The sequence below is a fragment of the Paenalcaligenes sp. GW821-LYS-B07-1 genome, assembly GCF_058803365.1.
Window position 1 is genome coordinate 2,845,801 of record NZ_CM179516.1, and the last position, 18,001, is coordinate 2,863,801.

An 18,001-nucleotide genomic window follows, 5' to 3' on the forward strand; every position below is an offset into this window, starting at 1 on the left:
ATGTATCAATACTGTAGAGATTTAGCTAAAACCTCGAATAACCGCGCATCATCCGCTTGGGCAATATTGAAGCGCAGGAAGTCTTCAGCTTGGTGTGATTGGCTAAATGCATTGCCCGGGGCCAGCACCACATCGTGCTGCAAACAATAGCGTGCCATGCGTGTAGCATCAGCACCTTCCGGCAGCCTACACCACACGAAGATTCCCGCTTGAGGCACTAGCCATGGCTCAATCCCCAGCTTACGTAAACGTGGTAATAAACGCTCTAACGCCTGCGCTAGTCGGGTACGCACTGTTTCCATATGACGTCTATAGCCACTGCCGGTTAGCACATGCAAGGTGACTTCTGCTGCCAGCCTACCGCCCCCAAAACTGGTGGCTATACGTAAATCAGTCAGCCCACTGATCCATTCTGGCTTGGCCGCAATGTAACCACACCGTAATGCGGCAGATAAGGTCTTAGAAAAACTGCCTATGTGTATCACCCTATCCAACCCATCAAACGCTGCTAAACGCGGAGCGGACTGCCATTCGAAATCGGCAAACAGGTCATCTTCCACAATGGTCAAATTGGCATGCTCAGCCAACTGCAAAATACGGTGTGCGGTGACCGACGACAATACGCTGCCCGTAGGGTTATGAATACCGGAATTCGTAATGTACAGACGCGGTTTGTGCTGCTCTATGATCTGTTTGAACACCGCTACATCAGGCCCTTGCGGGGTATAGGGCACCCCCACCACATTGACCCGGTGCGCACGTAGCAAGGCATGAAAATTAAAATAGCAGGGGTCATCCACTACTACAGTATCACCCGCTTCCAACAGAAAACGGCAAATCAAATCGATGGCTTGTGTGCTGGAATCCACCAGCATGACCTGCTCTGGTGTGGCCTCAATACTTAAGCCTGCCATGCGGCGCGCCAAAACTTGTCTAAGCGCAGGCAACCCCTGAGGCGTACCGTAATCCACCAAATTACTAGTCTCACCTCTGGCCATATACCGTAACGCACGCCGCATCCCTTCTTCGTACATCCACGAAGGCGGTAGCCACCCACAACCCGGTTTCAGTGTGGTGGCATTGGTCTCCAACGACTGACTGGATAACCACAATGGGTCTATCTCCCTATCCAACCTAGGGCCCAATTCTGAAAGATCTAACGGCGCAATCACACCCGCCACATAAAACCCCGACCCCGCCCTAGCTTTGACCACGCCTTCGGCCACCAAACGCTCATACGCCTCTACAACTGTAGAAACAGAACAGCTCATGGCTTTGGCTTGTGCGCGTACAGAAGGCAGTCTAGAGCCTGGCACATACTGGCGTGCGGCAATACGACTACGCACAGCTTGCATCACGATTTCGATGCGACTGGGAGTTTTAGTAGTAGTGTTCATGCATCTACTGTACTGCCAAATTAACCAGTACAGTTATTAAAAACCGTACTGTTCCGTATATGGAGTAGTAGCGCTACCACATGGTTTACTGTATTCCTATCCCTGAGGAGTACGTATGAACACATCCACCCGTGGCTGGGTCAATGGCTTAATTGGCGTTGTCATTTTTGCTGGCTCCATGCCCGCCACACGCGTTGCCGTTGTTGATATCCCGCCGTTATTTTTGACGGGTATTCGTGGCTGTATTGCTGCTGCCTTAGCCATACTCTTGTTAGTCACATTCAAGCAACCGCGCCCCGTCCGCTCTGACCTGATATCTCTGATCATCACAGCAATAGGTGTGGTACTGGGCTTTCCTTTGTTTTCTGCCTTAGCGCTGCAATATATTAGTGCAGCCCATGCCTTAGTGTTTGTTGGATTGCTGCCCATGTGTACCGCTATTTTTGGCGTATTACGTGGCGGCGAACAGCCACACCCAGCTTTCTGGCTATTCTCTCTCTTAGGCAGTATTTCGGTGATTAGCTATGCAGCATTAGGTGGTATCGCCATGTCCATCGAGGGCGATTTGCTGATGTTGGCAGCCGTTGTGGTATGTGGTTTGGGCTATGCTGAAGGCGCTAAATTGTCACGCCGTTTGGGTGGTTGGCAGGTCATTAGTTGGGCGTTAGTCATCTCACTGCCTTTAATGCTGCCACTCGCTGTGTTTTACTGGCCCGACAACCTCAGTGACGTATCAACCACCGCTTGGATTGGCTTGTGGTATGTATCTATTTTCAGCATGCTGGTGGGCTTTATCTTCTGGTACAAGGGCTTAGCACTGGGCGGCATTGCTGCCGTAGGCCAATTGCAGTTGTTGCAACCTTTTATGGGCTTAGGTTTGGCTGCTGTTCTGCTGCACGAGCAAGTCAGCACCGCCATGATTGTGGCTACCTGTGGCGCTGTATTCTGCGTAGCGCTTGCTAAACGCTACGCCTAAGCGCTAGCTAGCCACCAAGAGGCAAGAGAAATACCCCTTGCTCCGGTACGCGCACAACGCTGACCGGAGCAATTTTGGGCAAAATATCCAAAATCGCATCTGGGTTTTCTACACTCACTGTACCCGACACCCGCATACGTCCTAATGCTTTGTCTTGTACCTGTATGGGCTGCGCCATATACCTATTCAACTCGCGCACCACTTCTGACAACGCATTGTCTTGGAAAACCAACCTGCCACGCTGCCACGCTAATACACTTTCCACAGCGACTTGTTGTGGATTACCTATAGCGGTTGCAGATGCAGCAACCGTATAACCAGCCGATAACCGCACCCCAGTTGAACCTGTAGAGGTGCTAGGAAACACCTCCACTACACCCTCGCGCACCACCACAGAGGTTTGACTACGCTCTTGGCGCACACTGAACTGTGTGCCTACAACGTGCACATCCAACTCGGTACTACGCACAGTAAAAGGTCTATGCACATCGGGCAGCACGCTGAATAATGCTTCGCCACGCACAAACTGTATGTCTCGTCGGTCAGCATAGTAAGCAATAGCCACTTCGGAATCTGTGTTCAACACAATCTTGGAACCATCCGGCAGCATCACTTCACGCCGTTGCCCTTTGGCAGATGCCACTACATCAGTGAACAACGGTTGAGCCGGCCACACCAAGGGTAAAACCGCCCCCACACTTAGCATTGCCAATGCACCACCGCCCCACCCCAGTACACGACGACGGGTCTGCTTTTTAGCATGCTGTTCGTTATGGCGTAACCAGCGGTGCATGGCCATTTTAGGCAATGCATCGGCCAGTTTCCAAGAAGCTTCCAACGCCTGATACGCCGCTTCATGCTCGGGATACTGCTCACGCCACTGATCCCGTTCTTGGCGCTGCTCAGCACTGAGTGAGCCCAAACAGGTACGCGTGAACCAATCTAGGGCTTGTTCCTGGATGTCTTCCTGCGAGAGCGGACTGTGCTTAACGATGCGGTCCATAGTCCTGCAATTGGTGTTGGATGTGGCGCAATGCCCGTTTCATATGCTTTTCTACAGCGCTAGGCGTTAATTCCAAACGTCTGGCGACCTCTTCTTGTGTGTAACCCTCTATCTTATTCCATAGAAAGACTTGCTGACACTTCAGGGGTAAATCTTGTAGCGCTTCGCACAGTGCATCCAACAACTCTGTGGTCTGCAGCGACATATCCACATCCCCGGTTTGGGGGTGCTCGTGCTCCAACAACGAGTCTAATGAGGTCTGCTCGTGACGAGACTGTCTACGGATTTCGCTAACCAACTGATTCTGTGCCGCCCTAAACAAATAGGCTTTGGGATCTTGAATACTGTCACGCTGATCCGCCAACACGCGCATGATGGCATCTTGGGCAGCATCCTCAGCATCGTGCTTCAACGCATTGTTTTTCACCCAAGACCCCAACAGGTCGGTGTAATACGATAACCAGCCTTTGACTGACAAAGGACGGCTATGCATGGCAGGAAACAGGCAACATGAGAAACTTAAAAACAGACAATCACATCAACAATAATAACAATAATTCTCATTATTAATTTGTGATTAGGGAATCGTGCAAAAAATGACACACTCCCTACATCGTTTTTACTAGACTTATTTATCCCCACAGCCTGTGTATAAGCTTGAGGAAAAGCCGTGCGCTCCTTGCCATACACTAGCAAACTCAAGCCTTCACAAGGTGCTGAGCAAAGAATAGCCAGCTAGTTCTACCGCACAGCCATCAGCGCTTAAACACGCTATTTAGGAGGCCGACGCTGCCCCATACTTCTGGGCTAATTCAATAAAGGCTCGCATAGCTGCCGACTGATATGCCCCTTTACGCTGCATCAAGATGGCACGTCGTCTAGGTGGTGTAGGATCTAAACCTATGGCTACCAAATGCTCATCGTTCATCGCAATAGCGGCTGGCAGTAAGGTAGCAAGCCCTGTACGCCGTACGATTTCCATCACAGCATTCAGCGAGTTGGACTCCATCTGTACATGCAGCTCTAGTTCATGCTGCTGACAGTAGCGATCAATTTGTCTACGTGTCGCGAACTCAGGTGTTAACAGCACCAATGACTGCTCTATTAACGTACCTCGTTCTACCATGCGTTGATCAGCAAGCGGATGCGTCACACTCACAGCCAATGCTAATGTCTCTACCAATAATGGGTGCGATTCAACTGCGCTAGACGTAGGTTTATCAAACGCAATACCTATGTCTAACTCATCTTTCACCAGTTGAGTTTCCACGTGCTCTTGCAGCATTTCACGAATCATCAAGGTCACGTTGGGGTAGCGTCGATGAAAAGACTCTACCAATGGGCCAATCAAATACGAAGCAAAGGTGGGCGCCATCGCAATACGCAGCGACCCTCTACTTAAATCGCTAACATCGTGTACTGCACGTCGCCCTTCCTCTAAGTCTTGCATGGCTTGGCGGGCAAATCGCGCATAGACCTCACCCGCATCGGTAAGCTTGACCTGCCTATTGCTACGATCCAGAAGTTGCGCCCCCAAACTTTCTTCAAGCTGCCGTATTTGCTGCGACAGCGCGGGCTGTGACACGTGTAAAGCATTGGCTGCACGCGTAAAACTTCCATACTGCACTACTGCTAGAAAATAAGTCACATGGCGTAAGATCATCGCTATTCCATAAGTAATAATTATAGAACTTATCAGAAATCAGTATTTTACCTTATAAATAAGACGGGTTAAGCTTCAGCTATATTGTTCGTATAACCATAATAGTTGCCATGAAAGAAATCATTGAGGGCTTTCTCAAGTTTCAAAAAGAGGCCTACCCAAAACGTGCCGGTCTGTTCAAAGACTTGGCCCATCAGCAAAATCCCCGTGCTTTGTTTATTTCCTGTTCTGATAGCCGTTTGGTGCCAGAACTGGTCACTCAGCGCGAACCCGGTGATCTGTTTGTGATCCGAAACGCCGGTAATATTGTGCCTTCCTACGGCCCAGAACCAGGCGGCGTCACGGCCTCGGTAGAGTACGCTGTTGCAGCACTGAAAGTATCTGATGTCGTGATCTGTGGTCACTCTGACTGCGGTGCGATGACTGCCATTGCTAACTGCCAGTGCTTGGAACACATGCCTGCTGTTGAACACTGGCTGCGCTATGCTGACTCGGCCCGTTTGGTCAACGAAGCTAAACAACACAAAAGCGATCGCGAGCGTGTAGCCTCTATGGTGCGCGAAAACGTCATTGCCCAGTTAGCCAACATTCAAACGCACCCCTCTGTACGTCTTGCCATTGCTGAGGGTAGACTAACCCTACATGGTTGGATCTACGATATTGAAACCGGCTCTATAGACGCCTATGATGGGTTGTCCATGAAATTTGTGCCGCTGGCTGATAATGTAGATACGCGCGTTGCACCGTTGCAGCGCCCAGCAGCCTAAACGAGTAGTCCCTGGGGCCAAGAGCGAAGCAGAGTCCGCGCTTGGCCCCTTTTATATTCTGTACCCTACCCTACACCTACTTCTCGTCATACTCGCTCGTTGTTATGCGCTGGGAAATGTAAGGTGAATTGAGTCTCTGCTTCTGTACTACTTACCATGACATCGCCACCATGCATTTGCATGATGGACTTCACTATTGCCAGACCTAATCCACCGGAATCATCGGGTCTAGAACGCGACGCATCACAACGATAAAAGCGATCAAACAATCGAGGCAAATGCTGGCTATCTATACGCGCCCCTTGATTGCTCACTATCACATCCACACCGTTATCACTGACCACCGAGCGCAGCACAACCTCACTATCTGGCTCGCCATAACGAATGGCATTAGCAAGCAAGTTCGCTATTGCACGACGCACTAATAGCGTATCGGCATAAAGCACGCCCTTTGCCTGTGACGCTATACGCATTCCACGCTCTTGCGCCATACCTTCAAAATAAGCAGCAAGCTGTTGCGATAAGCTAAACAGATCCACCTGCTCACGCTTCAACACCGTATCTTGCTTTTCCGCCCTAGCCAGAAACAGCATGTTATCTATCATCCGCGATAATCGCTCGTACTCCTCTTGCTGCGAATCCAAGAGTTGCTCGTAACCCTCCAAGGTAGGTAATTGGGACAAGGCCAGTTGATTCTGAATCATGAGCGTATTGAGTGGCGTACGCATTTCATGCGCTAAGTCCTCAGAAAACTGCGAGAGCCTGGCATAGCCCTCTTCTAGCCGTGACAACATCAGATTCAATGCTACTGTCAGGGCTTGTAATTCGTGAGGCTGACTACGTTCATCCAATCTTAACTTGAGATCGCGTGGGCCTATAGCCGCTGCGCGAGCACTCAAATAGTGCAAGGGTTTTAGCCCTCGGCGCGCCACCTCCCAGCCCACCACAAAAGTTAACAACACCCCAACCAGCCACGCTGTTATCAGGTTATGGCTATATGCAGCCATCATACTGTTGCGTTCTGTTAGAACTTTGCCTGCAATCACAAACACACGTTTATCACCCTCGCCTACTTCTGCCCATGCCATGCGTGCGGGCTTTGGCATCAATGCCGTAAACAACATAGGTGCAGTCAATGTACTGGGTGCTGGCATGGTGGCATTGGCCGGATTCACTTCAATCAACACCGTAGCATCGGCATCTACTATCCACAGCAAGTTCTCTTTATTGCCCATCATGTTGTCGTACAGTTCAGGCTGACTTTTTAATGACTCTATATTCTGATTGTCGTTGAGGATGGCGGTGATTCTTTCTACACGTCCTAGCAAAGATTGATCATCGCGATGCGACACTTCGCTTTCTAGCGAGCTATACACGTAGGTTCCCATCAATGCGAACAAGACCGCACTGATCAGCGAAAACAGTATCGCCAACCTTAACCGTAAGCTGATATTCCTTTTCGCGCGCTCAATTCTCATCTTCTATCCTGTAGCCCATGCCGCGCACTGTCTGAATCAGTTTGGGTTCGAAATCATCATCTATCTTGGCTCGCAAACGGCGTATGGCTACATCTACCACGTTCGTATCGCTATCAAAATTCATGTCCCACACCTGAGAAGCAATCTGGCTGCGGGACATCACTTCACCTTTGTGCTGCAACAATAGGAGCAATAGCGCGAACTCTTTATTGGTCAGATCAATACGTTGCCCACCTCTGATCGCTCGACGCTTTAAGACATCAACCTCTAAATCTGCCAACGTAAAAAGCTCTTGCTGGCGTATCGGCTGTCGGCGCAATAATGTACGCACACGTGCCAGCAGCTCCGCGTACGAGAAGGGCTTAATCAAATAGTCGTCTGCGCCTAACTCTAAGCCCTTCACCCTGTCCTCCACCGCATCTCGTGCTGTCAAAAACAACACAGGAACCTGACTGGACTCACGCAGCCTACTGATAACGCCCCAACCATCCAGCCCAGGCAGCATCACATCCAGAATCAACAAATCGAAATCAGTCGCGCGTGCCATAAATAGCCCGTCAATACCATCGTGAGCAACGTCCACCTGATACCCAGACTCTACAAGCCCTTTTTTCAGGTACTGTGCAGATTTGATTTCATCTTCGACAATTAAGATTTTCATAGTTCATTATGTAAGGTCTTTGGCTGATTCTACTGAAGTTAAGATCAGAAATTACATACATTACAAAACTGTAATGCCCACGCAATCCTTAGGTTATGCACAATAAGGACAATGACCCTTATCCTATAAATACAGAACACCACTGTTTTACTCTGGGACTCGGCAATGAAAAAACGCAACGTCACCCCCTTGTTTACGCAACCTTTACCTAGTGAGATCACGCCTCCAGAGGTAGTTGCCAACCGTCGTAACATACTCAAACTACTCGCAGCAGGTGCCGCTACCCCTGCGTTAGCTTACTGGGCCATGCGTGATGCCAAAGCAAGCATGGTGTCATCCTCCGATGCTCGCCAACTGCTTAGCGGCTCGCCCAGCAGCGTAGCCGGTGCCAGATTGGATGACGCACTGACCCCCTATGACGACGCTACCACCTACAACAATTACTATGAGTTTGGCTTAGACAAAAGGGACCCTGCTGAAAATGCTGGTGCCATGCCTATCAGACCGTGGAGTGTCAACATAGAAGGCTTGGTACATAAACCTGGCGTCTGGTCCTTAGAAGACTTGCTTGGGCTGTCGGCAATGGAAGAACGCATCTACAGACTACGCTGCGTGGAGGCCTGGAGCATGGTTATCCCATGGGTAGGCTATTCACTTGCCGAACTCATCAAACAAGTAGAGCCTATGGGCAATGCCAAGTATGTAGAGTTTGTTACCATGGCCGATCCACAAACCATGCCCGGGCTACGCAGCGGGGTATTGGATTGGCCCTATACCGAAGGGCTACGCATGGATGAAGCCATGCACCCACTAACGATGCTGGCCTTTGGTATGTACGGTGAAGTATTGCCCAATCAAAACGGTGCACCAGTACGGTTAGTCGTACCGTGGAAATACGGTTTCAAAAGTGCCAAAAGCCTAGTGAGCATACGCTTCGTAGAAGAAATGCCTGCTACCGCATGGAACAAAGCAGCCCAACACGAGTACGGCTTTTACTCCAACGTGAACCCCGACGTACCACACCGTCGATGGAGCCAAAGCACTGAGCGCGTGATTGGCCAAGGGGGGATATTCTCACCCAAACGCAAAACCCAACTGTTTAACGGTTATGCCGAACAAGTAGGCCAGTTGTACGCCGGAATGGATTTAAAGCGTAATTTCTGATGAATGTCACTAGCGTAAACCGAGCACTGCTGCACAGCATCACAAAACCCATCATCTGGCTCCTGTGCTTAGCACCTGCCACATGGTTAGTCTATGGTCTTTTTGCTAACACCCTAGGGCCCAACCCCGCTGAAGCGTTGATTCGCGGCACCGGCGATTGGGCACTGCGCATGCTGTGTCTAGCCTTAGCCATCACTCCTATGCGACAGATATTCAACCTGTACGCACTGGCAAAAATCCGTAGGTTAATTGGGCTATTTGCCTTCTTTTATGTAGTGCTACATGCTGTGTGTTATGCCTGGTTCGACATGTACTGGCAATGGGCAGATATCTGGCAAGACATACTACAACGTCCCTTTATCTTAGTAGGCATACTCACATTCTGTGTGCTGTTGCTCATGACCTTAACCTCCCCAAAAGCTGTACTCAAAGCCATGGGGGCCAAAAATTGGCAGCGGCTGCATCGCTGCATACACCTTGCGGCATGGTTAGCGTTGTTGCATTTCTATTGGATGCGACTGGGTAAGAACAACCTCAATGAAGTTTTTATCTACGTGGCTATAGTCGTAGCACTGCAGGGTTGGCGTGTGTATAAATACACTCGTCCTACACCTCGTCAACAAAAGACTGCCTAAATATATTGCAGCACACAACGCGGATTTTCTACCACATACCCATTTACATACACATCGTATGTAAATATGATCTTAAACATACGTAATGTATGTATAGATCATCTGGAATTTAAGTATGACCTCCGCACCACTTGCACAATCCCCTGCCACCACATCCTCACAGTGGTTAGCTGTCATCGCTGTAGCACTGGCCACTTTCTCCGTCGTCACGACTGAAATGCTGCCAGTAGGCTTACTCACCGTTATCGCTAACGACTTACACACCACTACTGGAACAGCTGGCTTAATGATTTCTTTGCCAGCCTTATTAGCCGCCCTCTTTGCGCCTGCCGCGGTGATCGCTGCGGGAAACATTGATCGACGCACTATACTCAGTGCTTTATTGGGCTTGTTAGCACTGGCTAATCTCGCCTCGGCACTTGCTCCTTCGCTAAGCTGGATGCTCGCTGCTCGTATCGCTGTCGGGTTTTGCATGGGTGGGATCTGGGCTATAGCGGGCGGCTTGGCAATACGCCTAGTCCCAGTACCCACCGTAGGAGTAGCCACCTCACTCATTTTTGGTGGCGTAGCCGCCGCCTCTGTGTTGGGCGTACCACTGGGCGCATTAATCGGTGATTTTGCAGGATGGCGCTGGGCCTTTGGCTTCATGGCAGGCTTTAGTATTTTGGTACTGATCTTGCAATGCATCGCTCTTCCTGCATTGCCCGTAGCTCATTCTGTCACGCTATCTCAGTTCACCACACAGTTGCGCAATCAGTCTCTGCTCGTTGGCTTATTGCTCACGCTACTGATGGTAGCCGGTCACTTTATGACCTTTACCTTCGTGCGCCCACTCTTGCTATCACTATCAGGTTTTTCTACGGAATGGATTAGCGCTCTACTGTTTGCCTACGGCATGGCCGGTATTGTGGGTAACTTTGTAGCTGGCACTATCGCTGCCACACGTACACGCTTGATACTGAGCAGCATCGCGCTAGGCTTGGCGCTTCTGCCTTTATTCTTTCTGTGGCTGGGAAACAATCAACTAGGTGGTGCGAGTTTACTGATTGTGTGGGGCATTATTTATGGTGGCGTATCTGTCAGCCTCATGACATGGGTGATGCACGCCGCACCCAAATCCATAGAGGTTGCCACGGCCTTATATGTAGGCATATTTAATATAGGTATTGCATCTGGCTCGTGGGCAGGAGGTCAACTGGTTGATGGCCTAGGCTTACACAGCATATTGTGGGTGGCCAGCCTACTTGCCAGCGCAGCGTTCATCCTGACTTTGGCATTGCCTATTTTGAGTAACAATCCACCTAATAACACAAAGAAAGCATGACAAGAACCACATATTTTTGATAAGCACTTGCCTAAACACATAAGTAATCACTAATATGTTTTCATGATTGAAAATGATATTTTTAAGGCACTGGCCGACCCTACACGCAGAGCCATCTTCGAAAAACTCGCTACAGGCAGCATGAATGCGAGTGCCTTACGTATTGGCATGGATATTAGCCAATCTGCCATGTCACAACATCTGGCGGTATTACGTAAGGCCAGCCTAGTGCGGGAAGAAAAACAAGGGCGCTTTGTGAATTACGAAGTAAACCCAGAAGGCTTAGCACAACTGGCCAACTGGTTTACCAAGTACCACTCTTATTGGCCAGCGCGAGTTGAGGCCTTGCAAGCATTACTCAAGGATATGGATCAATGAGTGACATCACTACCGAGAGCACCGATGACAAGTTGATATTTGAGTTCCAACTTGAGGCACCACCCGAGAAAGTCTGGCGGGCCATCAGTATTCCCGAATTTCGTGAGCAATGGCTGCCCAGTGATGTTTTGATTGATAGCGCTCCCATCCTCATCGTGCAAAATGAAGAACTGCATTACCGTATGCGTAATGATGAGTTTCCACTACTAGAAAGCGTCGTTATTTTCCAAGTGATGCCACACGAAGCAAATAAAAGCATCCTACGAATCACGCACAAAGTCTCCACCATAGCCACTACACAGTGCTCACGTGCAGCTAATGACGCATCACCATACCTAGCGCTCGCTGCCTAGTTATCTCGCAAAATAGAATACGAATAAGGAACCGCCATGCGTGAAACCATGCAACTTATTCCCACGGTCATAGAGCAATCAGGTCGTGGTGAACGCTCTTTTGATATCTACTCACGGTTACTACGTGACCGCATCATTTTTCTAAATGGTGAAGTCAATGACAACGTGTCTGCTCTTCTGTGTGCGCAGCTACTATTTCTAGAGTCCGAAAACCCTGAAAAGCCCATACATCTCTACATCAACTCACCAGGTGGTATGGTGACTAGCGGTCTGGCTATTTATGACACCATGCAATTTATCTCTGCGCCGGTGTATACCTTATGTATGGGTACCGCCCGCTCTATGGGGTCGTTCCTATTAATGGCTGGTGAACCCGGTTACCGCATGTCACTACCCAATGCCAGCATACTAGTTCACCAGCCGTCAGGAGGCGCGCAAGGCCAAGCCTCTGACATTCTCATTCACGCCGAAGAAATTCAGAAAACCAAACAGCGCATGACTAGGCTATATGCAGAACATTGCGGTCTCAGCTACGCCGAGGTAGAAACTGCGTTAGATAGAGATCGCTTTTTAACAGCAGAAGAAGCCCTAGAATGGGGCTTAATTGATGGTGTTTTGGATAAACGAAAAATGGCTGCCTAATACCATTACCTCTGACAACACACCACTGCCTGAATTAGATTTTAGGCAAAACAAAAGGGGCATACAGCCCCTTTGTCTTTGATGACGGCAAAGCGCCTTGTGATCACGCTTACACGTTAAACAAGAAGTTCAGCACGTCGCCATCTTTCACGATGTATTCTTTACCTTCAGCGCGCATCTTGCCGGCTTCTTTAGCACCTTGCTCGCCTTTGAACTGAATGAAATCATCGTAAGCAATAGTTTGCGCACGAATAAAACCACGCTCAAAATCAGTGTGAATCACGCCAGCCGCTTGGGGAGCAGTAGCGCCCACAGGCACTGTCCATGCACGTACTTCTTTCACACCTGCAGTGAAGTATGTTTGCAAACCCAGCAATTTGTAGCCAGCACGAATCACACGATTCAAACCAGCCTCTTCCATACCCATATCTTCCAAGAAAGCGGCTTTATCTTCGTCGTCCAACTGGGCGATTTCAGCTTCCACGGCAGCACATACCGCTACAACTGGAGATTTTTCTTTCTCAGCGTATTCGCGTACTTTGTCCAAGAATGGGTTGTTCTCAAAACCGTCTTCTTTGACGTTCGCTACGTACATAGCTGGCTTAGCAGTAATGAAACAGAACTGCTTCAAATCAACCAATTCAGCTTCATCAAAATCCAATGCGCGTACTGGTGTGCCTTGGCCCAACGCTTCAATGATGCGCTCTAGTGATTTGCACAAACGAATCGCATCTTTATCACCGGAGCGTGCGGTACGACTATTACGTTGCAATGCACGTTCAGCACTAGCTAAGTCGGCTAATGCCAATTCAGTGTGGATCACTTCCAAGTCGTTCAGTGGGTCGATTTTACCGGCCACGTGAACCACGTTCTCGTCTTCGAAACAACGCACCACGTGCACGATAGCATCCGTTTCACGGATATTGGCCAAGAACTGGTTGCCCAGACCTTCACCCTCGGATGCACCAGCTACCAAACCCGCGATATCCACGAACTCTACCACTGCAGGCAAAATGCGCTCAGGGTTAACGATTTTAGCCAGCTCACCCAAACGAGCATCCGGCACTTCCACAATCCCTACGTTAGGCTCGATCGTGCAGAACGGATAGTTTTCTGCAGCAATACCAGCTTTGGTAAGGGCGTTGAACAGAGTAGATTTACCTACGTTGGGCAAGCCAACAATGCCGCATTGAAGTGACATGACGTTTCCGAAAACAAGAGAAATTAAAAGGAGTATTGTAGCGGCTTAGAGGCCATTTCCGAGCATTTACAACATTTGCTCTGGCAAAGTACTGACAATGATCCAAACCAGTAGCAACGGGCCACTATTAAAAATGGCATGCAATGCCATAGAGGCAGCAATACCGCGTCGTACGCGCAACCACGCCAACACCAATCCGGTGACCAACTGTGGCAGTACCAATAGCGGTAACAGCAACCATGGTCCATTACCAAAATTGAAATTATAAAGATGCAAACACGCAAAAGCGATGGTTGCTAAGTACATCACCCACGCGAAGTAGCGCACATACAAACGCGCAAACTTTATGGGCATAGGCTGTTTACCACTAAGTCGTTGCATCCACAAACGCCAGCCTGTAGCCGTTGTAGCACTGGCGCGCAGTGACGCATTACTCCACGCAGGTTGCATCAAGAGCAACACCAATAAGGCGACTAAGGCAATGCTGTACCACACAGGACCACTAAACAAACACGTTACTACTATAGGTCCTAACCAAACAAACTGTAGTGGCCTACGTAAACCGTACCTAAAGACTAATTCTTCTACGATGGGAGCCCAGATCAGGGCCTGCAACCACGGAAGATTAGTGATATCCAAACGATGTTGCGCACCTGTAGCCCCAGCCACCGATGCCGCCAAGGGGCCAAACAACGCCATGTTGATCGCCCACAAACACACAGCCCAACATAACAAACGCTTAAACGTTGCCGCGGCAAACCAATCCACTTGCACCGCATTACCTGTTCTACGAATCACATGACGACGACTCAGCGTTGGCCGTCTTAAGAAGGCAAAGAAATCCTTCAGCTCATCACGAAAACGCACAGGTTTGACTCTCATTAGGGACGGTTCTCACTATGCAGTTTAGCGGTTGCTATATCCATTTTCCCAGCCAGGATGTCGGGCAAAATAGCATCGCATCGATACAGCACATCCTCAATTTGAGACAACTCTTCTTTACGCGGTGCATTCAATACAAAGCCAGCCACCTGTTGAGCCAAGCCCAATGTGCGTGGGTGTCCTATACCTATACGCAAACGCCAATAATCTGGCGTTCCAAACACTTGGTGTATATCACGCAAACCATTGTGTCCAGCGTGGCCACCTGCAAACTTCATTTTTACTTGACCTGGTAATAGGTCTAGCTCATCGTGCACGACCAACACTTGGTCTGGCGTGAGCTTATAAAAGCGCATTAACGGACCTGCCGCCTGACCTGAACGGTTCATGTACGTCATAGGTTTAGCGATGATCACTGCCTCGCCCTCAAACCTACCTTTTGCTACCCATGCATTAAAGTTTTTTTCTAGCGTGAATGAAGCATGTAGTTGTTGCGCCCAGCGGTCAGCCAGCCAAAAGCCCGCGTTATGGCGAGTTGCTTCATATTCTGGGCCGGGATTTCCCAAACCAATAATCAAACGTATTGCTTTAGACATTGTTTATAGGCCTACAACAAACTAACTAGATCAACAAAAACAAACCCCCGACAGAATTTCTGGCAGGGGTTTTGTACTGCAATAGATCGTGGAGATCTAAGGACAGACTTAAGCTTCTTCGGAGGACTCGCCTTCTTCGCCTTCGTCTTCAGCCTTAGCACCGCCAACAGCCAAAGCTGCTGCCAATACTGGATCTTCTTCAGTACCTGCGTACTCAACACCAGCTGGCAATGTGATTTGGCTCAGCAACATGTTAGCGTTTTCGCCCATTTCACCCAAATCTACTGTGATTTCAGTAGGCAGGTTTTTTGGCAAGCAAGTGATTTCCAGGTCAACAGCAACGTGGCTGATAACTTGGCTGTGCAGTTTAACTGCTGGGGATGCATCACCGTTCAAGTAGTTCAGTGGTACACGTGTAGTGATTTTCTCGCCAGCCATAACGCGCTGGAAATCAACGTGCATAACTTGCTGTTTGTATGGGTGCCATTGCACAGCACGTACCAGTACGTCTTGAGTTTTACCGTCCAGTTCCATTGTCAAAATGGAAGCGTGGAAAGCAGGTTTGTTCAAGTCGTGGTAAATCTGGTTGTGGTCCAGAGCAATTACTTGTGGCTCAGCGTTACCACCGTATACAACGGCAGGCACCTGACCAGCGCGACGCAGGCGGCGGCTCGCACCCGAACCCTGTACGCTACGCGAGGAAGCAGCAAATTTCATGTGAGACTCCAATATGGCCATAAGGCCGATTCAAAGACGTCGTTCAGACGTCGACAATTAGGGCTGCCGCGACCAGCAACCCTAGAAAATCAATCTACAAACAGTGAGCTAACCGACTCAGCGTTATAAATACGCATCATTGTTTCGCCCAGCAAAGGCGCACAGGACAACTGGCGGATTTTGCTGCATTCACGTGCTGCGGCGGACAGAGGAATCGTGTCAGTAACTACCAGTTCGTTCAACTGGGAGTTGCTAATACGCTCAATGGCTTCACCAGACAACACAGGGTGTGTGCAGTATGCGTATACGGCGCCAGCACCACGCTCTTTCAGAGCTTCGGCAGCTTTACACAGCGTACCGGCTGTATCAACCATGTCATCCATGATCAAACATGTACGACCGTTTACATCACCAATGATATTCATCACTTCGGACACGTTGGCACGAGGACGGCGTTTATCGATAATCGCCAGATCAGCTTCCAACTGTTTAGCCAAGGCTCGAGCACGTACCACACCACCGATATCAGGAGACACCACTACCAAGTCTTGGTAGTTACAGCGCCAGATATCACCCAACAAAATGGGGGATGCGTAGATGTTATCTACGGGGATATCGAAGAAACCTTGAATTTGGTCAGCGTGCAGATCCATGGTCATGACTCGATCTACACCAACCACTTGCAGCATGTTTGCTACGACTTTGGCGGTAATAGATACACGCGCAGAACGAGGACGTCGGTCTTGGCGGGCATAACCAAAATAAGGGATTGCTGCTGTAATGCGGCCTGCGGAAGCACGGCGTAGTGCATCCACCATCACCATGATTTCCATCAGATTGTCGTTTGTAGGCGCGCAGGTGGGCTGAAGCACGAAAACGTCACGACCACGCACATTTTCATTGATTTCAACCATCACTTCCCCGTCGGAGAAGCGACCCACTGTCATTTTGCCCAGAGACATATCCAAATGATTGACAACGTCTACAGCCAAACGAGGGTTGGCTGTCCCAGTGAAAATCATGAAGCGGTCGTTTGCCATGAGATGTGCTGTGTAGGTGATGCAAACAAAAAAGCAAAGCTGTTGGCCGCAGCCCTTCGGGTACGACACAACAGCTTTACGATTTCAGGTTTTAACCTGAGTGATTTGGCTGGGGAAGAAGGATTCGAACCTTCGCATGCTGGAATCAAAATCCAGTGCCTTAACCAGCTTGGCGATTCCCCAAATTCTATTTTAACCAGGAGTATAACGGGTGATAATCAAGCCCTTGGCATAACCATTGACCTTTTACCAGCAACTTCCTGTCATGTGTCAGGTTTAGTAGTTTACCGCTAATTCTTCTGTTTTGACTAGTGGCAGTGGTGAAATTGTTATACTGCACAAAAACACACGAACCAGAGCCTGTCATTCTAACATGTAAATTATTGTTTCGCAAGACCCTGATTACTGCATCTAACGCCACATGTTTTTTACATGCGATGGGCTCCATGTCGTTTCTCCCAAAAAGCAAAGAAGAAGTTTCTTTTTCACTTTCATTATGGGAAGCAACTTGCCATCCATCAAAGAACGTAATTATTACACTCTTAGAATTACGTGTCAACCCTTTGTCGGCAAAAATTTCCGCAGTACTCACAAATGCATTAGGTTGCACCACTGTGTACCAAGCTGGGGGCAGCGTCACGGCCCGCAATTGCTCGCCTATGCCTGTAGCAAACGCATTTTGCCCAAACACAAACACAGGGACATCAGCTCCTAACTGCACAGCCAAGCGCATGAGCTGCACCCGATTCAAACCAGTTTCCCATAGCTTGTTCAGGGCTATCAATGTACTGGCAGCATCGCTAGAGCCACCACCCAAGCCACCACCGGCGGGAATACGTTTAACACAGTCTAGCTCTACACCGTACGAGGTACCTGTAGCTTGCTGCAATAAACGCGCAGCTCTCACCATTAAGTCATCTTCCGCAGCCAAGCCGCTTAAGGTTTCTTGGGCTCGTACGATTTGACCATCGTTACGTCGTTCAAAATTCAACGTATCTTGAAGGTCAATAAACCTAAATACAGTTTCTAGCTTATGGTAGCCGTCTAGCCTGCGCCCAACCAAGTGCAAAAACAGGTTGAGCTTAGCTGGTGCAGGTACATCGTATAACGCTTTGCCCATGATA

General features: G+C 49.2%; 20 protein-coding genes and 1 tRNA gene. 8 read left to right on the forward strand and 13 right to left on the reverse strand.

The features are described 5' to 3' along the window. Nucleotides 1–5: 5 nt before the first annotated feature. On the reverse strand, nucleotides 6–1,397 hold the full coding sequence (locus AC3QL0_RS13720; protein WP_493008975.1) for an aminotransferase-like domain-containing protein: 1,392 nt from the start codon (nucleotides 1,395–1,397) through the stop codon (nucleotides 6–8). 115 nt (nucleotides 1,398–1,512) lie between these two features. Here AC3QL0_RS13720 and AC3QL0_RS13725 point away from each other — a divergent pair, with 115 nt between their 5' ends. After that, complete coding sequence (locus tag AC3QL0_RS13725; protein ID WP_493008976.1) at nucleotides 1,513–2,373, forward strand: DMT family transporter; 861 nt, start codon at nucleotides 1,513–1,515, stop codon at nucleotides 2,371–2,373. Nucleotides 2,374–2,380: 7 nt separating this feature from the next. Here the strand turns inward: AC3QL0_RS13725 and AC3QL0_RS13730 are convergent, their stop codons facing one another. The 3 genes from AC3QL0_RS13730 to cynR form a co-directional block, all read right to left on the reverse strand. Beyond that, nucleotides 2,381–3,376: a FecR family protein gene (locus tag AC3QL0_RS13730; RefSeq protein WP_493008977.1), complete on the reverse strand. Its 996-nt coding sequence runs from the start codon at nucleotides 3,374–3,376 to the stop codon at nucleotides 2,381–2,383. Beyond that, complete coding sequence (locus AC3QL0_RS13735) at nucleotides 3,360–3,869, reverse strand: RNA polymerase sigma factor (protein ID WP_493008978.1); 510 nt, start codon at nucleotides 3,867–3,869, stop codon at nucleotides 3,360–3,362. The genes AC3QL0_RS13730 and AC3QL0_RS13735 overlap by 17 nt, the downstream gene beginning before the upstream one ends. A 282-nt stretch (nucleotides 3,870–4,151) precedes the next feature. Beyond that, nucleotides 4,152–5,039: a transcriptional regulator CynR gene (gene cynR / locus AC3QL0_RS13740; RefSeq protein ID WP_493008979.1), complete on the reverse strand. Its 888-nt coding sequence runs from the start codon at nucleotides 5,037–5,039 to the stop codon at nucleotides 4,152–4,154. A gap of 110 nt (nucleotides 5,040–5,149) precedes the next feature. Between cynR and AC3QL0_RS13745 the strand changes: the two genes are divergently transcribed. After that, nucleotides 5,150–5,806 carry a carbonic anhydrase gene (locus tag AC3QL0_RS13745; protein WP_135866410.1) on the forward strand — a complete coding sequence of 219 codons (657 nt, stop codon included), beginning with the start codon at nucleotides 5,150–5,152 and terminating at the stop codon, nucleotides 5,804–5,806. An 86-nt stretch (nucleotides 5,807–5,892) separates the two neighbouring features. On the opposite strand, the gene AC3QL0_RS13750 is transcribed toward AC3QL0_RS13745, so the two are convergent. Together AC3QL0_RS13750 and AC3QL0_RS13755 are read right to left on the reverse strand one after the other, a co-directional pair. Beyond that, nucleotides 5,893–7,284: a heavy metal sensor histidine kinase gene (locus tag AC3QL0_RS13750; protein WP_493008980.1), complete on the reverse strand. Its 1,392-nt coding sequence runs from the start codon at nucleotides 7,282–7,284 to the stop codon at nucleotides 5,893–5,895. Beyond that, nucleotides 7,274–7,945: a heavy metal response regulator transcription factor gene (locus AC3QL0_RS13755; protein WP_493008981.1), complete on the reverse strand. Its 672-nt coding sequence runs from the start codon at nucleotides 7,943–7,945 to the stop codon at nucleotides 7,274–7,276. The genes AC3QL0_RS13750 and AC3QL0_RS13755 overlap by 11 nt, the downstream gene beginning before the upstream one ends. Nucleotides 7,946–8,110: 165 nt before the next feature. On the opposite strand from AC3QL0_RS13755, the gene msrP reads away from it, so the two are divergent. From msrP to AC3QL0_RS13785, 6 genes are all read left to right on the forward strand, one after another. Next, the gene (gene msrP / locus AC3QL0_RS13760) at nucleotides 8,111–9,109 is read left to right on the forward strand and encodes a protein-methionine-sulfoxide reductase catalytic subunit MsrP (RefSeq protein ID WP_493008982.1); all 999 of its coding nucleotides are present in this window, start codon (nucleotides 8,111–8,113) and stop codon (nucleotides 9,107–9,109) included. Then, nucleotides 9,109–9,744 (forward strand): protein-methionine-sulfoxide reductase heme-binding subunit MsrQ, encoded by a 636-nt coding sequence (gene msrQ / locus AC3QL0_RS13765; RefSeq protein ID WP_493008983.1) that lies wholly within the window; start codon nucleotides 9,109–9,111, stop codon nucleotides 9,742–9,744. Before msrP ends, msrQ begins: the two co-directional genes overlap by 1 nt. A 115-nt stretch (nucleotides 9,745–9,859) precedes the next feature. Next, a complete protein-coding gene (locus AC3QL0_RS13770; protein WP_493008984.1) occupies nucleotides 9,860–11,068 on the forward strand; it encodes an MFS transporter in 1,209 nt (402 codons plus the stop codon). 63 nt (nucleotides 11,069–11,131) lie between these two features. Beyond that, nucleotides 11,132–11,446 carry an ArsR/SmtB family transcription factor gene (locus tag AC3QL0_RS13775; RefSeq protein ID WP_493008986.1) on the forward strand — a complete coding sequence of 105 codons (315 nt, stop codon included), beginning with the start codon at nucleotides 11,132–11,134 and terminating at the stop codon, nucleotides 11,444–11,446. After that, nucleotides 11,443–11,799 carry an SRPBCC family protein gene (locus AC3QL0_RS13780; RefSeq protein WP_493008987.1) on the forward strand — a complete coding sequence of 119 codons (357 nt, stop codon included), beginning with the start codon at nucleotides 11,443–11,445 and terminating at the stop codon, nucleotides 11,797–11,799. The genes AC3QL0_RS13775 and AC3QL0_RS13780 overlap by 4 nt, the downstream gene beginning before the upstream one ends. 36 nt (nucleotides 11,800–11,835) lie before the next feature. Continuing rightward, nucleotides 11,836–12,441, forward strand: coding sequence for an ATP-dependent Clp protease proteolytic subunit (locus AC3QL0_RS13785; RefSeq protein ID WP_493008988.1), 606 nt, complete (start codon nucleotides 11,836–11,838; stop codon nucleotides 12,439–12,441). Between the two features lie 109 nt (nucleotides 12,442–12,550). Here the strand turns inward: AC3QL0_RS13785 and ychF are convergent, their stop codons facing one another. The 7 genes from ychF to ispE all read right to left on the reverse strand — a co-directional run bounded on the left by ychF (nucleotide 12,551) and on the right by ispE (nucleotide 17,997). Continuing rightward, nucleotides 12,551–13,642, reverse strand: a complete 1,092-nt coding sequence (ychF, locus tag AC3QL0_RS13790; protein WP_493008989.1) for a redox-regulated ATPase YchF — start codon at nucleotides 13,640–13,642, stop codon at nucleotides 12,551–12,553. Nucleotides 13,643–13,708: 66 nt separating this feature from the next. Beyond that, nucleotides 13,709–14,524, reverse strand: a complete 816-nt coding sequence (locus AC3QL0_RS13795; RefSeq protein ID WP_493008990.1) for a CPBP family glutamic-type intramembrane protease — start codon at nucleotides 14,522–14,524, stop codon at nucleotides 13,709–13,711. Continuing rightward, entirely contained in the window at nucleotides 14,524–15,120 is a 597-nt protein-coding gene (pth, locus tag AC3QL0_RS13800; protein WP_493008991.1) for an aminoacyl-tRNA hydrolase, read from the reverse strand. Before pth ends, AC3QL0_RS13795 begins: the two co-directional genes overlap by 1 nt. 108 nt (nucleotides 15,121–15,228) lie before the next feature. Then, nucleotides 15,229–15,837, reverse strand: coding sequence for a 50S ribosomal protein L25/general stress protein Ctc (locus AC3QL0_RS13805; RefSeq protein ID WP_493008992.1), 609 nt, complete (start codon nucleotides 15,835–15,837; stop codon nucleotides 15,229–15,231). 89 nt (nucleotides 15,838–15,926) lie between these two features. Continuing rightward, entirely contained in the window at nucleotides 15,927–16,877 is a 951-nt protein-coding gene (locus AC3QL0_RS13810) for a ribose-phosphate pyrophosphokinase (RefSeq protein WP_166407318.1), read from the reverse strand. Nucleotides 16,878–16,983: 106 nt separating this feature from the next. Beyond that, nucleotides 16,984–17,060, reverse strand: a tRNA-Gln gene (locus tag AC3QL0_RS13815). 4 nt (nucleotides 17,061–17,064) lie between these two features. Continuing rightward, complete coding sequence (gene ispE / locus AC3QL0_RS13820; protein WP_493008993.1) at nucleotides 17,065–17,997, reverse strand: 4-(cytidine 5'-diphospho)-2-C-methyl-D-erythritol kinase; 933 nt, start codon at nucleotides 17,995–17,997, stop codon at nucleotides 17,065–17,067. Nucleotides 17,998–18,001: the final 4 nt, after the last annotated feature.

Coding starts and splice junctions, on each gene's coding strand:
- AC3QL0_RS13720 (WP_493008975.1), bottom strand. CDS start 1,397: ATGAACACTACTACTAAAACTCCCAGTCGCATCGAAATCGTGATGCAA.
- AC3QL0_RS13725 (WP_493008976.1), top strand. CDS start 1,513: ATGAACACATCCACCCGTGGCTGGGTCAATGGCTTAATTGGCGTTGTC.
- AC3QL0_RS13730 (WP_493008977.1), bottom strand. CDS start 3,376: ATGGACCGCATCGTTAAGCACAGTCCGCTCTCGCAGGAAGACATCCAG.
- AC3QL0_RS13735 (WP_493008978.1), bottom strand. CDS start 3,869: ATGCATAGCCGTCCTTTGTCAGTCAAAGGCTGGTTATCGTATTACACC.
- cynR (WP_493008979.1), bottom strand. CDS start 5,039: ATGATCTTACGCCATGTGACTTATTTTCTAGCAGTAGTGCAGTATGGA.
- AC3QL0_RS13745 (WP_135866410.1), top strand. CDS start 5,150: ATGAAAGAAATCATTGAGGGCTTTCTCAAGTTTCAAAAAGAGGCCTAC.
- AC3QL0_RS13750 (WP_493008980.1), bottom strand. CDS start 7,284: ATGAGAATTGAGCGCGCGAAAAGGAATATCAGCTTACGGTTAAGGTTG.
- AC3QL0_RS13755 (WP_493008981.1), bottom strand. CDS start 7,945: ATGAAAATCTTAATTGTCGAAGATGAAATCAAATCTGCACAGTACCTG.
- msrP (WP_493008982.1), top strand. CDS start 8,111: ATGAAAAAACGCAACGTCACCCCCTTGTTTACGCAACCTTTACCTAGT.
- msrQ (WP_493008983.1), top strand. CDS start 9,109: ATGAATGTCACTAGCGTAAACCGAGCACTGCTGCACAGCATCACAAAA.
- AC3QL0_RS13770 (WP_493008984.1), top strand. CDS start 9,860: ATGACCTCCGCACCACTTGCACAATCCCCTGCCACCACATCCTCACAG.
- AC3QL0_RS13775 (WP_493008986.1), top strand. CDS start 11,132: ATGATTGAAAATGATATTTTTAAGGCACTGGCCGACCCTACACGCAGA.
- AC3QL0_RS13780 (WP_493008987.1), top strand. CDS start 11,443: ATGAGTGACATCACTACCGAGAGCACCGATGACAAGTTGATATTTGAG.
- AC3QL0_RS13785 (WP_493008988.1), top strand. CDS start 11,836: ATGCGTGAAACCATGCAACTTATTCCCACGGTCATAGAGCAATCAGGT.
- ychF (WP_493008989.1), bottom strand. CDS start 13,642: ATGTCACTTCAATGCGGCATTGTTGGCTTGCCCAACGTAGGTAAATCT.
- AC3QL0_RS13795 (WP_493008990.1), bottom strand. CDS start 14,524: ATGAGAGTCAAACCTGTGCGTTTTCGTGATGAGCTGAAGGATTTCTTT.
- pth (WP_493008991.1), bottom strand. CDS start 15,120: ATGTCTAAAGCAATACGTTTGATTATTGGTTTGGGAAATCCCGGCCCA.
- AC3QL0_RS13805 (WP_493008992.1), bottom strand. CDS start 15,837: ATGAAATTTGCTGCTTCCTCGCGTAGCGTACAGGGTTCGGGTGCGAGC.
- AC3QL0_RS13810 (WP_166407318.1), bottom strand. CDS start 16,877: ATGGCAAACGACCGCTTCATGATTTTCACTGGGACAGCCAACCCTCGT.
- ispE (WP_493008993.1), bottom strand. CDS start 17,997: ATGGGCAAAGCGTTATACGATGTACCTGCACCAGCTAAGCTCAACCTG.